This is a genomic window from Streptomyces sp. NPDC048516, from assembly GCF_043199875.1.
Taxonomy (GTDB): domain Bacteria; phylum Actinomycetota; class Actinomycetes; order Streptomycetales; family Streptomycetaceae; genus Streptomyces.
This window is the reverse complement of record NZ_JBICWS010000007.1, coordinates 137,580-151,994: the sequence shown is the minus strand read 5'-3', so window position 1 is coordinate 151,994 and position 14,415 is coordinate 137,580. Positions and strand designations below refer to the sequence as shown.

The 14,415-nt window shown below is 73.3% G+C and carries 8 protein-coding genes; 5 read left to right on the top strand and 3 right to left on the bottom strand.

Going from position 1 to position 14,415, the window contains the following annotated elements; genetic code table 11:
• Nucleotides 1-121: 121 nt before the first annotated feature.
• The 3 genes from ACGFR7_RS16455 to ACGFR7_RS16445 all read right to left on the bottom strand — a co-directional run bounded on the left by ACGFR7_RS16455 (nt 122) and on the right by ACGFR7_RS16445 (nt 7,209).
• Complete coding sequence (locus ACGFR7_RS16455) at nt 122-1,582, bottom strand: glutamate synthase subunit beta (RefSeq protein ID WP_393318931.1); 1,461 nt, start codon at nt 1,580-1,582, stop codon at nt 122-124.
• Nucleotides 1,575-6,188 carry a glutamate synthase large subunit gene (gene gltB, locus ACGFR7_RS16450; RefSeq protein ID WP_393318928.1) on the bottom strand — a complete coding sequence of 1,538 codons (4,614 nt, stop codon included), beginning with the start codon at nt 6,186-6,188 and terminating at the stop codon, nt 1,575-1,577. The genes ACGFR7_RS16455 and gltB overlap by 8 nt, the downstream gene beginning before the upstream one ends.
• A gap of 289 nt (nt 6,189-6,477) precedes the next feature.
• The gene (locus tag ACGFR7_RS16445; RefSeq protein ID WP_393319411.1) at nt 6,478-7,209 is read right to left on the bottom strand and encodes a VIT1/CCC1 transporter family protein; all 732 of its coding nucleotides are present in this window, start codon (nt 7,207-7,209) and stop codon (nt 6,478-6,480) included.
• A gap of 362 nt (nt 7,210-7,571) precedes the next feature.
• Between ACGFR7_RS16445 and ACGFR7_RS16440 the strand changes: the two genes are divergently transcribed.
• The 5 genes from ACGFR7_RS16440 to ACGFR7_RS16420 are packed head-to-tail and all read left to right on the top strand — an operon-like array spanning nt 7,572 to nt 14,377.
• A complete protein-coding gene (locus tag ACGFR7_RS16440) occupies nt 7,572-8,897 on the top strand; it encodes an ADP-ribosylglycohydrolase family protein (protein WP_393318925.1) in 1,326 nt (441 codons plus the stop codon).
• The gene (locus ACGFR7_RS16435; RefSeq protein ID WP_393318922.1) at nt 8,894-10,204 is read left to right on the top strand and encodes an ADP-ribosylglycohydrolase family protein; all 1,311 of its coding nucleotides are present in this window, start codon (nt 8,894-8,896) and stop codon (nt 10,202-10,204) included. The genes ACGFR7_RS16440 and ACGFR7_RS16435 overlap by 4 nt, the downstream gene beginning before the upstream one ends.
• The gene (locus tag ACGFR7_RS16430; protein ID WP_393318919.1) at nt 10,201-11,559 is read left to right on the top strand and encodes an ADP-ribosylglycohydrolase family protein; all 1,359 of its coding nucleotides are present in this window, start codon (nt 10,201-10,203) and stop codon (nt 11,557-11,559) included. The genes ACGFR7_RS16435 and ACGFR7_RS16430 overlap by 4 nt, the downstream gene beginning before the upstream one ends.
• A 47-nt stretch (nt 11,560-11,606) precedes the next feature.
• Nucleotides 11,607-13,109 (top strand): ADP-ribosylglycohydrolase family protein, encoded by a 1,503-nt coding sequence (locus ACGFR7_RS16425; RefSeq protein WP_393318916.1) that lies wholly within the window; start codon nt 11,607-11,609, stop codon nt 13,107-13,109.
• Nucleotides 13,106-14,377 carry a CaiB/BaiF CoA transferase family protein gene (locus ACGFR7_RS16420; RefSeq protein WP_393318913.1) on the top strand — a complete coding sequence of 424 codons (1,272 nt, stop codon included), beginning with the start codon at nt 13,106-13,108 and terminating at the stop codon, nt 14,375-14,377. The genes ACGFR7_RS16425 and ACGFR7_RS16420 overlap by 4 nt, the downstream gene beginning before the upstream one ends.
• Nucleotides 14,378-14,415: the final 38 nt, after the last annotated feature.

Here is a 14,415-nt window from a genome sequence, read left to right as displayed (position 1 = left end):
GCCCGGTCCGGGGGACCGGGCGCGACGGCACAGGCCCGCGGCGCCTGCCCTCCCGGTCGGGGGAGGGGGACAGGCGCCGCGGTTGTTCCGCACGACGTTGTACGGGACATCGGGGGACGGATCACACGGTCAGTGCGCGATCCGTCGGCTTGATGGGAGCCGGCAGGGCGCTGACTCCGGTCAGGAAGCGGTCCACGCCCTTGGCCGCGGAACGGCCCTCGGCGATGGCCCACACGATCAGCGACTGGCCGCGGCCGGCGTCACCGGCGACGTACACGCCGGGGACGTTGGTGGCGAAGTCCGCGTCGCGGGCGATGTTGCCGCGCTCGTCGAGCTCCAGGCCGAACTGCTCGACCAGGCCGTTCTCCCGGTCGGTGCCGGTGAAGCCCATGGCGAGGGTGACCAGCTGGGCCGGGATCTTCCGCTCGGTGCCGGGCTTCGGCTCCGGGCGGCCGTCCTTGAACTCCACCTCGGTCAGGTGCAGCCACTGGACGTTGCCGTCCTCGTCGCCCTCGAAGTGGGTGGTGGAGACGGAGTAGAGCCGGTCGCCGCCCTCCTCGTGCGCGGAGGTGACCTTGTAGAGCATCGGGAAGGTCGGCCAGGGCTGGTTGGCGTTCCGCTCGTCGCCCGGCTTGCCCATGATCTCCAGCTGGGTGACCGAGGCCGCGCCCTGGCGGTGGGCGGTGCCGACGCAGTCCGCGCCGGTGTCGCCGCCGCCGATGACGACCACGTGCTTGCCCTCGGCGCTGATCGGGGCGACGGTCAGGTCGCCCTCCTGCACCTTGTTGGCGAGCGGAAGGTACTCCATCGCGAAGTGGATGCCGTTCAGCTCGCGGCCGGGCACCGGCAGATCGCGGGAGGTGGTGGAGCCGGCGGCGATGACCACGGCGTCGTAGCGCTTGCGCAGCTTCTTGGCGTCGAGGTCCCGGCCGATCTCCACCTCGGTGCGGAACTTGGTGCCCTCCGTGCGCATCTGCTCGATGCGGCGGTTGATGTGGCGCTTCTCCATCTTGAACTCGGGGATGCCGTAGCGGAGAAGACCGCCGATACGGTCCGCGCGCTCGTAGACGGCGACGGTGTGGCCGGCCCGGGTCAGCTGCTGGGCGGCGGCCAGGCCCGCGGGGCCCGAGCCGATGACGGCGACGGTCTTGCCGGACAGGCGCTCGGGCGGCTGCGGGGTGACGTCCCCGTTGTCCCACGCCTTGTCGATGATGGAGACCTCGACGTTCTTGATGGTCACCGGCGGCTGGTTGATGCCCAGCACACAGGCGGCCTCACAGGGCGCGGGGCACAGGCGACCGGTGAACTCCGGGAAGTTGTTGGTCGCGTGCAGCCGCTCGCTGGCCTCGGTCCAGTCCTCGCGGTAGGCGTAGTCGTTCCACTCGGGGATGAGGTTTCCGAGCGGGCAGCCGTTGTGGCAGAACGGGATACCGCAGTCCATGCAGCGCGACGCCTGCTTGCTGATGATCGGCAGCAGGGAGCCGGGCTGGTAGACCTCGTTCCAGTCCTTGACGCGCTCCTCGACGGGGCGGGTCTTGGCGATCTCGCGCTCGTGGTTCAGGAAGCCCTTGGGGTCAGCCATTGGTCGCCGCCTCCATCATCTTCTCGTGGGTCTCGGACTCGGAGAGTCCGGCCTGCTCAGCGGCGTCCTTGGCGACGAGCACTGCCTGGTAGGTGGGCGGGATGACCTTGCAAAAGCGCGCGGCCGCGGCATCCCAGTCGGCGAGGAGCTTGGCGGCGACGGTGGAGCCGGTCTCCTCCTGGTGGCGCTGCACGACGTCGTGCAGCCACTGCTTGTCGTCGTCGTTCAGCGGGTTCACCGCGTCGACGAGCTCCTTGTTGACGTTGGCCTTGTCGAGGTCGATGACGTAGGCGAAGCCGCCGGACATGCCGGCCGCGAAGTTACGGCCCGTCTCGCCCAGCACGACCGCGTTGCCGCCGGTCATGTACTCGCAGCCGTGGTCTCCGACGCCCTCGGAGACCACCGTGGCACCGGAGTTGCGGACGCAGAAGCGTTCGCCGACCCGGCCGCGCAGGTACAGCTCGCCGCCGGTGGCGCCGTAGGCGAGGGTGTTGCCGGCGATGGTGGAGTACTCCGCCAGGTGGTCCGCGCCGCGGTCCGGGCGGACGACGACCCGGCCGCCCGAGAGGCCCTTGCCGACGTAGTCGTTGGCGTCGCCCTCCAGGCGCAGCGTGATGCCGCGCGGCAGGAACGCGCCGAAGGACTGGCCGGCCGAGCCGGTGAAGGTGATGTCGATGGTGTCGTCGGGCAGGCCCGCGCCACCGAACTTCTTGGTGACCTCGTGGCCGAGCATGGTGCCGACGGTCCGGTTGATGTTCCGGATCGCGATCTGTGCCCGGACCGGCTGGGCGTCCTCGGCGGTGTCCGCGGCCAGGGCGTCGGCGGCGAGCTTGATCAGCTCGTTGTCGAGCGCCTTCTCCAGGCCGTGGTCCTGCTCGATGACCTGGTGGCGCACCGCGCCGTCGGCCAGCTCGGGGACGTGCAGCAGCGGGGCCAGGTCCAGGCCCTGCGCCTTCCAGTGGTCCACCGCGCGGGAGGTGTTCAGCAGCTCGGCGTGGCCGATGGCCTCGTCGAGGGTGCTGAAGCCCAGCTCGGCCAGCAGCTCACGGACCTCTTCGGCGATGAACTGGAAGAAGTTGACGATGTACTCGGCCTTACCGCTGAACCGCTCGCGCAGCGTCGGGTTCTGGGTGGCGATGCCGACCGGGCAGGTGTCGAGGTGGCACACGCGCATCATGACGCAGCCGGAGACGACCAGCGGGGCGGTCGCGAAGCCGTACTCCTCGGCGCCCAGCAGGGCGGCGATGACGACATCGCGCCCGGTCTTGAGCTGGCCGTCGGTCTGCACCACGATGCGGTCGCGCAGGCCGTTGAGCAGCAGCGTCTGCTGGGTCTCGGCCAGGCCGAGCTCCCAGGGGCCGCCCGCGTGCTTGAGCGAGGTGAGCGGCGAGGCGCCCGTACCGCCGTCGTGGCCGGAGATCAGGACCACGTCCGCGTGCGCCTTGGAGACACCCGCGGCGACCGTGCCGACGCCGACCTCGGAGACCAGCTTCACGTGGATGCGGGCCTGCGGGTTGGCGTTCTTGAGGTCGTGGATCAGCTGAGCCAGGTCCTCGATGGAGTAGATGTCGTGGTGCGGCGGCGGGGAGATCAGGCCGACGCCCGGGGTGGAGTGCCGGGTCTTGGCGACCCACGGGTAGACCTTGTGGCCGGGCAGCTGGCCGCCCTCGCCGGGCTTGGCGCCCTGGGCCATCTTGATCTGGATGTCGTCGGAGTTGACCAGGTACTCGGAGGTCACACCGAAGCGGCCGGAGGCGACCTGCTTGATGGAGGAGCGGCGCGCCGGGTCGTAGAGACGGTCCGGGTCCTCGCCGCCCTCACCGGTGTTGGACTTGCCGCCCAGCTGGTTCATGGCGATGGCCAGCGTCTCGTGCGCCTCCTGGGAGATGGAGCCGTACGACATGGCGCCGGTGGAGAAGCGCTTGACGATCTCGGACGCCGGCTCGACCTCCTCGATCGGGATCGAGGGGCGCTCGGAGGCGATGGAGAACAGGCCGCGCAGCGTCATCAGCCGCTCGGACTGCTCGTTCACCCGGTCCGTGTACTGCTTGAAGATGTCGTAGCGGCGCGAGCGGGTGGAGTGCTGGAGCCGGAAGACGGTGTCCGGGTCGAAGAGGTGCGGCTCGCCCTCGCGGCGCCACTGGTACTCGCCGCCGATGTCCAGCGCGCGGTGCGTGGCGGCGATGCCGGAGGCCGGGTAGGCCTTGGCGTGCCGGGCGGCGACCTCCTTGGCGATGACGTCCAGGCCCGCGCCGCCGATCTTGGTGGCGGTGCCGTGGAAGTACCGGGCGACGAACTCCTCGTCCAGACCCACGGCCTCGAAGACCTGCGCGCCGCGGTAGGAGGCGACGGTGGAGATGCCCATCTTGGACATGACCTTCAGGACGCCCTTGCCGAGCGCCTTGATCAGGTTCTTGATAGCGGCCTCGGCCTCGACGCCCGGCAGGAAGGTGCCGGCGCGGACCAGGTCCTCGACCGACTCCATGGCCAGGTACGGGTTGACGGCCGCGGCACCGAAGCCGATGAGCAGCGCGACGTGGTGCACCTCGCGCACATCGCCGGCCTCGACGAGCAGACCGACCTGGGTGCGCTCCTTGGTGCCGATGAGGTGGTGGTGGACCGCGGCGGTCAGCAGCAGCGACGGGATCGGCGCGTGCTCGGCGTCGGAGTGCCGGTCGGAGAGCACGATCAGCCGGGCGCCGTCGTCGATGGCGGCGTCGGCCTCGGCGCAGATCTCCTCGATCCGGGCGGCCAGCGACTCGCCGCCGCCGGAGACCCGGTAGAGGCCGGAGAGGGTCACGGCCTTCATGCCGGGCATGTCGCCGTCGGCGTTGATGTGGACGAGCTTGGCCAGCTCGTCGTTGTCGATGACCGGGAAGGGCAGGGTCACGCTGCGGCAGGAGGCCGCGGTGGGCTCCAGGAGGTTGCCCTGGGGGCCGAGGGAGGAGATCAGCGAGGTGACCAGCTCCTCGCGGATGGCGTCCAGCGGCGGGTTGGTGACCTGCGCGAAGAGCTGGGTGAAGTAGTCGAAGAGCAGCCGGGGGCGCTCGGAGAGAGCGGCGATCGGCGAGTCGGTGCCCATCGAGCCGATGGGCTCGGCGCCGGCCTTGGCCATCGGGGCGAGGATGACGCGCAGCTCTTCCTCGGTGTAGCCGAAGGTCTGCTGGCGGCGGGTGACCGAGGCGTGGGTGTGCACGATGTGCTCACGCTCGGGCAGGTCGGCCAGCTCGATCAGACCGGAGTCCAGCCACTCCTGGTAGGGCTGCTCGGCGGCGAGCTGCGCCTTGATCTCGTCGTCCTCGATGATGCGGCCCTCGGCGGTGTCCACGAGGAACATCCGGCCGGGCTGCAGGCGGCCCTTGCGGACCACCTTGGCGGGGTCGATGTCCAGGACGCCGACCTCGGAGGAGAGCACGACCAGGCCGTCGTCGGTGACCCAGTAGCGGCCGGGGCGCAGGCCGTTGCGGTCGAGGACCGCGCCGACCTGGACGCCGTCGGTGAAGGTGACACAGGCCGGGCCGTCCCAGGGCTCCATCATCGTGGAGTGGTACTGGTAGAAGGCGCGCCGGGCCGGGTCCATGGAGGGGGAGTTCTCCCACGCCTCGGGGACCATCATCAGCACCGAGTGCGGCAGCGAGCGGCCGCCGAGGTGGAGCAGTTCCAGGACCTCGTCGAAGGAGGCGGAGTCGGAGGCGTCCGGGGTGCAGACCGGGAACAGCCGCTCCAGGTTCTCGGCGTTCTCCTTGCCGAAGAGCTTGGTGGCGAGCTGCGACTCGCGGGCCCGCATCCAGTTGCGGTTGCCCTTGACCGTGTTGATCTCGCCGTTGTGCGCGACGAAGCGGTACGGGTGGGCGAGCGGCCAGCTCGGGAAGGTGTTGGTGGAGAACCGCGAGTGGACCAGCGCGACGGCGGTGGCGAAGCGGCGGTCGGACAGGTCCGGGAAGAAGGGCTCCAGCTGGCCGGTGGTCAGCATGCCCTTGTAGACGATCGTCCGGGCGGACAGCGAGGGGAAGTAGACCCCGGCCTCCCGCTCGGCGCGCTTGCGCAGCGCGAAGGCCTTGCGGTCCAGCGCCAGACCGGTGTTCTTGCCGTCGCCGACGAAGATCTGGGAGAAGGCGGGCATGGTGGCGCGGGCGCCGTTGCCCAGCAGCTGCGGGGCGACCGGGACCACCCGCCAGCCGATGACGTCCAGGTCCTCTTCACCGGCGATCGCCTCGATGCGCGCGACGGCGTCGGCCGCTTCCTGGGCATCGGACGGCAGGAAGGCGATGCCGACGGCGTAGGCGCCGGCCTCGGGGAGCTCGAAGGTGACGTTCTCGCGAAGGAATGCGTCCGGCACCTGGAGCAGGATGCCGGCGCCGTCACCCGAGTCGGGCTCGGAGCCGGTGGCACCGCGGTGCTCCAGATTCGTCAGGACGGTGAGTGCCTGCTCGACCAGTGCGTGGCTGGCCTCGCCGGTGAGGGTGGCCACAAAGCCGACGCCACAGGCGTCGTGCTCGTTGCGCGGGTCGTACATGCCCTGCTGGGCAGGGCGGCCGTCCATGGGCGACCAGGCGGCGGCGCTGGCGCTGCTGGTGGTCGCGGAGTGCGTGGACGCAAAACGCATCGGCTCTCCCAACGTCGTCGTGGCATAGGCATTGCCGAGGGACGACGTTGGCCCTCCGCGAAATTTCGTGCAGGTTACAGGATGACTCCCTTCTCAAAAAGCGAAAAGGGGCTTCCAACATGCGGACACCGCACGGGCGGTGAGTCAGTGCACGGACGGAATCCAGGCCGTCCCACAAGGCGGCGTTCGGCGAGCGACGTTGCCCGCGACGCCTGGGCCTTATGCCCGGTCGCCAACAAACCGAAACCGCTGGGTAACGCGGTAATTATGCAGTCACCCGTATGACACGTCAGCCTACGACGGTTCCGAACAGTGCTCCCAGGGCGTACGTCACACCCGCGGCCGCGCCGCCGAGAGCCAGCTGCCGCAGCCCGCTGAACCACCAGGAGCGAGCCGTCACCCGCGCCACCACGGCACCACAGGCAAACAGTCCGGCCAGCGCGAGCAGGACCGCGGGCCAGATCGCGGACGCCCCCAGCAGATAAGGAAGGACAGGCAGCAGCGCGCCCAGCGCAAACGATCCGAAGGAGGAGACCGCGGCGACGGTGGGCGAAGGAAGGTCGGACGGGTCGATGCCCAATTCCTCGCGGGCATGGATCTCCAGGGCCTGCTCCGGGTCCCTGGACAGCTGCGCGGCGACCTGCCGGGCGAGCGCCGGCTCGACCCCGCGGGACTCGTAGAGCGCCGCCAGCTCCTCCAGCTCGTCCTTCGGGTGCTTGCGCAGCTCGGACCGCTCGATGTCCAGCTCGGCCTGCACCAGCTCACGCTGCGAGGCGACCGAGGTGTACTCCCCCGCGGCCATCGAGAAGGCCCCGGCGGCCAGTCCCGCCAGGCCGGTGATGATGATCGTCTGCTGCGACAGCGCACCTCCGGCGACACCTGTCATCAGGGCGAGGTTCGAGACCAGCCCGTCCATCGCGCCGAAGACGGCGGGGCGCAGCCAGCCGCCGTTCACATCGCGGTGGGTGTGGTTGTCGCGGTGGGCCACATGCGTCGGCGCCGCGGCATCCATGATCTCCATGACGGACATATCGGTACCTACTCCCTGCAGCGAGGTGTGGGCCGATGGCGGCACTTCCCCCTCCAACACCTCGAAGCTATGCGCCCATTACCCTCCGCCGCTAGCAAGGAAGGCCGAACTTACCGCGCTGACCTGCGGTTTTTCCTCAAGGGTGGCGATGAGATCCGGGTCACACCCCCTTTTCGGGCCCTCGGGCGGTCCGGCTCAGGGTGCCCTCCGGTGGAGTCGACCGGGTGACCCTGCCGCCCGGGACAGGAGAGGCGGGCCGCCGCGTGGCACGGATACAGCGCAGCGGCCCGAAACCGGCCGGCGCCCCGCGGTCACGGGCGGCGGTCCGGCCCGTACGACAGAACGGCACGCCCATGAGCGCAGCGCACTCCCCGCCCGCGGATCCGGCCGTGCCCGCCGCCGCGGAGGAGGCGATGCGCGACCGGGCCCGCGGCGCGATGCTCGGGCTCGCCGTCGGCGATGCGCTCGGCGCCCCCGCGGAGAACATGAAGCCCTCGCAGATCCGCGCCCGCTGGGGCCGGATCGAGGGGTACGTCGAGGACGACCCGGCCGGCACCGACGACACCGAGTACGCGATCTTCTCGGGGCTGCTGCTCGCCGGGCACGGCTCGGCGCTGACCGTCGCCCATGTCGAGGCCGCATGGCACCAGTGGATCGCGGACCGCGACGAGGGGCCGTTCCGCGGCGCGGGCTTCAGCGAGCGCGGCACCCTGGAGAACCTGCGCCGGGGCCTGGCCGCCCCGATCTCCGCCCAGCACCGGCACGCCTGGAGCGACGGGCTGGCCATGCGCGCCGCGCCGTTCGGGGTGTTCGCCGCCGGACGGCCCGCCGAGGCCGCCCGGCTGGTCGCCATCGACGGCACCGTCAGCCACGACGGGGAGGGGATCTACGGCGGCCGGGCGGTGGCCGCCGGGGTCGCGGCGGCCATGGTCGCCCTCCCCCACGGGCCGTCGGCAATCCCCCGGTCTGCGCTGCTCCCCCGGTCTCCGCTCGGTTCGGCCGGGGGCGCCCCCCTCGGTCCAGGAGGGGCCCCCAACACCGACGCGGTGATCGCCGCCGCGCTGTCCGTCGTACCGGAGGACTCCTGGACCGCCCGCTCCCTGCGCCGGGCGGTCGGCGCCGCCCAGCGCTCCCGGTACGACCCGGGCCTCACCCAGCTCGGCACCGAGCGGGCGGTGCGCTCGGCGGTCGTGGTCGGCGGCTACCCCTGGACGGATCTGGCGCCCGAGGCCGTCGGGCTGGCCTTCGGCGCGTTCGCGGCGGCGCGTGGCGACTTCCGCGGCTCGGTGCTGACCGCGGTGAACATGGGGCGGGACGCCGACACCACGGCGGCCGTGGCCGGTGCGCTGGCCGGTGCGCTGTGCGGCGCCGCCGCGATCCCCGAGGACTGGGACGGGGCCATCGGCCCGGCGCGCGGCAGCTGTCTGCCGTCGATGGCGGGCTACCACGTCCTGGACATCGCGGACCTGCTGACGCCGCAGGTGGACGGGGCGCCTGCCGCCGCGCGGCGCGGGGCCGCCAGCGGCATCGGGGCGGGGATCGGCCTCGGCGCCGGCAGCCGCCTCGGCGCCGGCAGCGGCCTCGGCGCCGGCAGCGGCCTCGGCGCCGGCAGCGGGCTCGGCGCCGGCAGCGGGCTCAACGCCGGCAGCGGCGTCGCGGCCCGGACGGGGGCCGGGTGACCTGCGGGCCCGCCGCGCGGGACGCCGCCGCCTTTGCTCCGGAAGGCCCCCCGGACACCGCATGCGCCCGTAGCCGTATCGAAGGGCTGCTGCTCGGGCTGGCCGCGGGCGACGCCGCCGGATGGCCCGCGGCCCGGCACCGGGCGGCGCGGATGCCGGAGTGGACCCGCCGGCTGACCCGTGAGCTGGACACCTTCGCCGAGCAGAACGCGACCACGACGCTGCCGGTGCCGATCGCGCTGAACCAGCCGCCCGAGCCGCTGCGGCTGGGTCCCTCCGACGACGCCGAGTGGGCGGCCTTCACCGCCGAGTCGGTGCTCACCGCGGCCGGTGCGCTCCTCAGCGACCTGGGCCGGGACCGCCGGATGCGCGCCGCGATCGACCTCGCCTGGAACGCCCTGGCCGGCGAGGTCGCGGCGGCCGCCGACCGGGCACCCGAGGTGGAGTCCGCCGTGCTGCCGCTGCGCGCCCGGATCTCGGTGCGGGCCGGGCTCGGCAACCTCGCCGCGGGACTGCGGCCGCCCGCCACCGGCCACGACAACCCGCACTTCTTCGACGACGCGGCCTGTGTACGCGCCGCCGTACTGGCCGTGGTGCACCCCGGCGAGCCGTCCGCCGCCGCCGACCTGGCCGAGTACGACGCGCGCTACACCCAGGACGGCGACGGGGTGCACGGCGCCCGGGCGATGGCCGCCGCGGTGGCGGCCGCGCTGGGCGGTGCGGCGGCGGGCGGCTGTGTGGAGGCGGCCCTGGACCAGCTTCCCGAGGGCACCGAGATCCGCCGCAACGCCCTGCACGCGGTCCGGCTCGCCCGGGCCTTCGCCACCGACGGCCGGAGCCGTCCCGGCCGCTTCGGCACCGCCTTCGCGCTGGTGCCCGTGCTGGAGCACGAGATCGTCGACCACGTCTACAGCTACGGCATCGCCGCGGCCGAGACCGTCCCGGTGGCACTGGCGCTCGCGCTGGCCACGGACGGGCTGGTGGCCGAGGCGGTACCGGCCGCCGCCTGCCTCTCCCGGGTCGCCGACTCCGCGCCGGCCCTGGCCGGGGCCCTGACCGGAGTGCTCGGCGGTGCCCACGCCCTGCCCCGCACCTGGCGCGACGCCTGCCGGGTGCTGTCCGGCTGTGCGCTGCCACGGCTGGCCGGCACGGACCTCGTCGAACTGGCCGGGCTGCTCGCCGGTACGGAACTGACCGCCCCCGAAGCCACCGGGACGGCCGTCCCGCCGGCTCTCCCCGATGCCGTCCCCGGCGCCCTTCCGGCCGCCTCCCTCTCCCCCACCGTGGAAGGACTCACCCGCACATGACGTACGCAAGCGAGCAGACACCGGCCGCGGCGCGAAATGCGACACCGGCCGCGACACCGGAGACGCCGGATGCGCCGGACGCCCCCGGAGCGGGGGCGCCCCGGGCCGTCCGGACCCTCCCGGCCCGCACCGTCCCCCCGGTCGCCGAGCCGTCGCCCACGGGTCCGGTGCCGCCCGTCGTCTCCGCTCCGCCGTCCCTGGAGGACCGGGCGGCCGGATGCCTGGTCGGCGCCGCCGTCGGCGACGCGCTCGGCGGGCCCGTGGAGGGCTGGTCGCCGGAGGAGATCGTCAAGCGGCACGGCGGCCGGGTCGAGGGCATCGTCGGACCGTTCCACGACAACTGGCGCACCGCCCGCCCGATCGCGCCGTACCACAAGGGCGACGGCCACGTCACCGACGACACCTTGATGACGCATGCGCTGGTGCGGGTCTACGAAACCGTGCGCGACCACCTGGACGCCTATGACATCGCCGGCCACCTCGTCCCGGACCTGATCGGCACCCCGCGCTGGATCCCGGAACTGGAGGCCGAGGCGCTGCCGCTGCAGCGGATCTTCCTCGCCGAGAAGTGGATCGTGGCGCGGCTGCACTACGGGCACGCGGACCCCCGCGAGGCGGGCGTCGGCAACATCGTCAACTGTGGTGCGGCGATGTACATGGCTCCGGTCGGCATCGTCAACGCCGGCAACCCGGACCGGGCGTACGCCGAGGCGCTGGACATCGCCGGTGCGCACCAGGCCTCCTACGGGCGGGAGGCGGCGGGGGTGTTCGCCGCGGCCGTGGCCGCCGCGTTCCTGCCGGACGCCACCCCGTCCTCGGTCGTCGTCCAGGCGCTGCGGCTGGCCAAGGACGGCACCCGGGCCGCGATCGAGGCGGTCTGCGAGGCCGCGTCGTCGCTCACCGGCCCCGAGTCTGCGCCGGCGCCGCTGCGTGCGGCCGTCGCCCCCTTCGACACGGTGGGACCGGACTACCGCAACCCGTCGCTCGGCGCCCGGCGCCCCTCCCGGCTGCACGCCGTCGAAGAACTCCCCATCGCCCTGGGCATGTTGCTGACCGGTGGCGGCGACTTCCGGGCCACGGTCCTCGGCGCGGTCAACTACGGCCGCGACTGCGACTCGATCGCCACGATGAGCGGCGCGCTCGTCGGCGCGCTGCGCGGCGCGGCGGCGGTACCGGCCGAGTGGAGCGAGGAGGTCGCCCGCGCCAGCCGTCTCGATCTGCAGGCGCCCGGAGCCGCGCTGGCCACCGTCGCCCGCGAGGTCTTCACCCGTGACCGGGCCCGCGCCCGCACCCACGAGCAGGCCTTCACCGCGATCTCGGCCATCCCGGCGATGACGGAGGCGGGCGGGCGGTGACGGCCACGGCGGCCGTCGTCCGGCCCCTTTGCGCGGATCCGCTCCGGGTGACCTGGGTGCAGCCCGAGGACCTGATCGGCCACGAGCTACGGCAGGCGGCGGAGGACGGCCGGGACGCCGCCGGGATCGCGCGGCGCTGGCGGGCGGCGGGCGGCACGACGGCGCCCGCCCGGTCGGGTGCCTCCCCCCGCCCCGCGGACCCGGCCCTGCGCGCCCTCGCAGGGACACTGCTCGATGAACTCGCGCAGCTGCCCTGCCCGTCGGAGGCCGACGAGCCCACCGGCCTGTCGGACATCCAGGCGACCTGGGCGCCGGCCGGCCGCCGGCCCCGCCCGGCGGACCGCACGGACCGCACGGACCGCACAGACCACACGGACCACACAGACCGCACGGACCGCACGGACCGCACGGACCGCACCCTGACGGGCCGTCCGGAAGACGCCCGTCAGGTGACTGCCCGTCTGGAGGCCGCCTGGCTCGGGCGGGCGGCCGGCTGTCTGCTCGGCAAGCCCGTCGAGAAGCTGCCGCTCAACGGTGTGCGCGCGCTCGCCCGGGCGACCGGCAACTGGCCGCCGGCCGCGTACTTCACCGGGGCCGGGCTCGATCCGGCGGTGGCCGCGCGCTACCCGTGGAACCGCCGCAGCCGCGCCACCTCGCTCGCCGAGAACATCGACGGCATGCCCGAGGACGACGACCTCAACTACCCCCTGCTCGGCCTGCTGCTCCTCGAACGCCACGGCCACGGCTTCACCACCGCCGATGTCGCGCGGCTGTGGCTGGACGAGCTCCCGGCAGGCCGTACCTTCACCGCCGAACGCCTGGCGTACCGCAATCTCCTGGACGGCATCGAGCCGCCGCACACCGCGTGGTACCGCAACCCGTTCCGGGAGTGGATCGGCGCGCAGATCCGCGCCGACGTCTTCGGCTGGACCCACCCCGGCGACCCGGCGGCCGCCGCCGCGCAGGCCTGGCGGGACGCCACCCTCAGCCATACCGCGAACGGGGTGTACGCCGCGATGTTCACGGCCGCCGCGCTCGCCGCGGCAGCCGGCCCGGCCGCCGATGTGCACGGCGCGCTGCGGGCCGGGCTGGCGGTGATCCCGGCGCACTCCCGGCTCGCGCAGGCCGTCCGCCGGGGTATCGCGGCGGCGCACGACGAGCCCACCGGTACGCCGGCCGGCTTCGCGACCGTCGTCGACCGGCTGCACGCCGCGTACGGGCACCACCACTGGGTGCATGCCGTGCCGAACGCGGCGCTGCTGGCCGCCGCGCTCACCCACGCCGACGGTGACTTCACCGGCTCCATCTGCCGTGTGGTGTCCGGCGGTTGGGACACCGACTCCAACGGCGCCACGGCCGGTTCGCTGACCGGGCTGCTCGCCGGATCGCCCGAGGCGCTGCCCGCCCGCTGGACGGCACCGCTGAAGGGCCGGCTCGCCACCGGCGTCGGCGGGCTGGACGGCATCGGCTTCGACGCCCTCGCGGCCCGTACCGCCGCACTGGCCGTGCTCCGCCCCGCACCCGACCGACCGGAGGCACCCGCACCATGACCGATCCGTCCCTGTCCGGGAGGCCCGGGCCAGGCGCCGGCGACCGGACCGCCCCCGAGTGCCCCTCCCCCGAGCCCCCGTCCCCCGGTCCGCTCGCCGGGCTGCGGGTACTCGATCTCGCCACGCTGTTCGCCGGGCCGCTCGCCGCCACCCTGCTGGGGGACTACGGCGCCGAGGTGATCAAGGTCGAGCATCCGCACCGCCCCGATCCGGCACGCGGCCACGGGCCCGCCAAGGACGGCATCGGACTGTGGTGGAAGCTGCTGGGCCGCAACAAGAAGACCCTCACCCTCGACCTCTCCCACCCGGAGGGCCGGGAGGTCCTGCTGCGGCTGGCCGCCGGGGCGGACGTCGTCATCGAGAACTTCCGGCCCGGGACCCTGGAGCGGTGGGGGCTGGGCTGGGACGAGCTGTCCGCGCGCAACCCGCGGCTGGTGCTGGCCCGGGTCACCGGTTTCGGGCAGTTCGGCCCGTACGCCCGCCGCCCCGGGTTCGGCACCCTGGCCGAGGCGATGAGCGGCTTCGCCGCGATCACCGGAGAGCCGGACGGCCCGCCGACCCTGCCGCCGTTCGGCCTCGCCGACGCGATCGCCGCGCTGACCACGTCGTACGCCGTGATGGCCGCGCTGCACGCCCGGGCGGCAAACGGGCACGGCCAGGTCATCGACCTGGCACTGATCGAACCGATGCTCACCGTCCTCGGCCCCCAGCCGCTCTGGTACGACCAGCTCGGTCACATCCAGCCGCGGACCGGCAACCGCTCCGCCAATGTCGCGCCGCGCAACACCTACCGCACCGCCGACGGCTCCTGGGTGGCGGTCTCCACCTCCGCCGAGTCGGTCGCCGCGCGGGTGATGCGGCTGGTCGGCCGGCCCGAGGTGATCGACGAGCCCTGGTTCGCGACCGGCGCGGGGCGTGCCCGGCACGCCGATGAGCTCGATACGGCGGTCGCCGACTGGATCGCCCGGCACGACCGGGCCGAGGTGCTGGCCGCCTTCGAGAAGGCCGAAGCGGCGGTGGCACCCGTCTACGACATCCGCGAGGTGATGGCGGATCCGCAATACCAGGCGCTGGGCACGATCACCGAGGTCCCGGACGACGAACTCGGTACCGTCCGGATGCAGAACGTCCTCTTCCGGCTCTCCGCAACGCCGGGCGCCATCCGGTGGGCAGGGCGCCCGCACGGCGCGGACACGGACGAAGTGCTCGCCGGCATCGGCCTGACCGGGCCCGAGATCGACGGGCTGCGCGCGGCGGGTGCGCTGTGACGCCGGCTCCCCCGCCCCGCCCGGTCGCCGTTCCCACG

Coding starts and splice junctions, on each gene's coding strand:
- ACGFR7_RS16440 (WP_393318925.1), top strand. CDS start 7,572: ATGAGCGCAGCGCACTCCCCGCCCGCGGATCCGGCCGTGCCCGCCGCC.
- ACGFR7_RS16430 (WP_393318919.1), top strand. CDS start 10,201: ATGACGTACGCAAGCGAGCAGACACCGGCCGCGGCGCGAAATGCGACA.
- ACGFR7_RS16420 (WP_393318913.1), top strand. CDS start 13,106: ATGACCGATCCGTCCCTGTCCGGGAGGCCCGGGCCAGGCGCCGGCGAC.
- gltB (WP_393318928.1), bottom strand. CDS start 6,188: ATGCGTTTTGCGTCCACGCACTCCGCGACCACCAGCAGCGCCAGCGCC.
- ACGFR7_RS16445 (WP_393319411.1), bottom strand. CDS start 7,209: ATGGAGATCATGGATGCCGCGGCGCCGACGCATGTGGCCCACCGCGAC.
- ACGFR7_RS16455 (WP_393318931.1), bottom strand. CDS start 1,582: ATGGCTGACCCCAAGGGCTTCCTGAACCACGAGCGCGAGATCGCCAAG.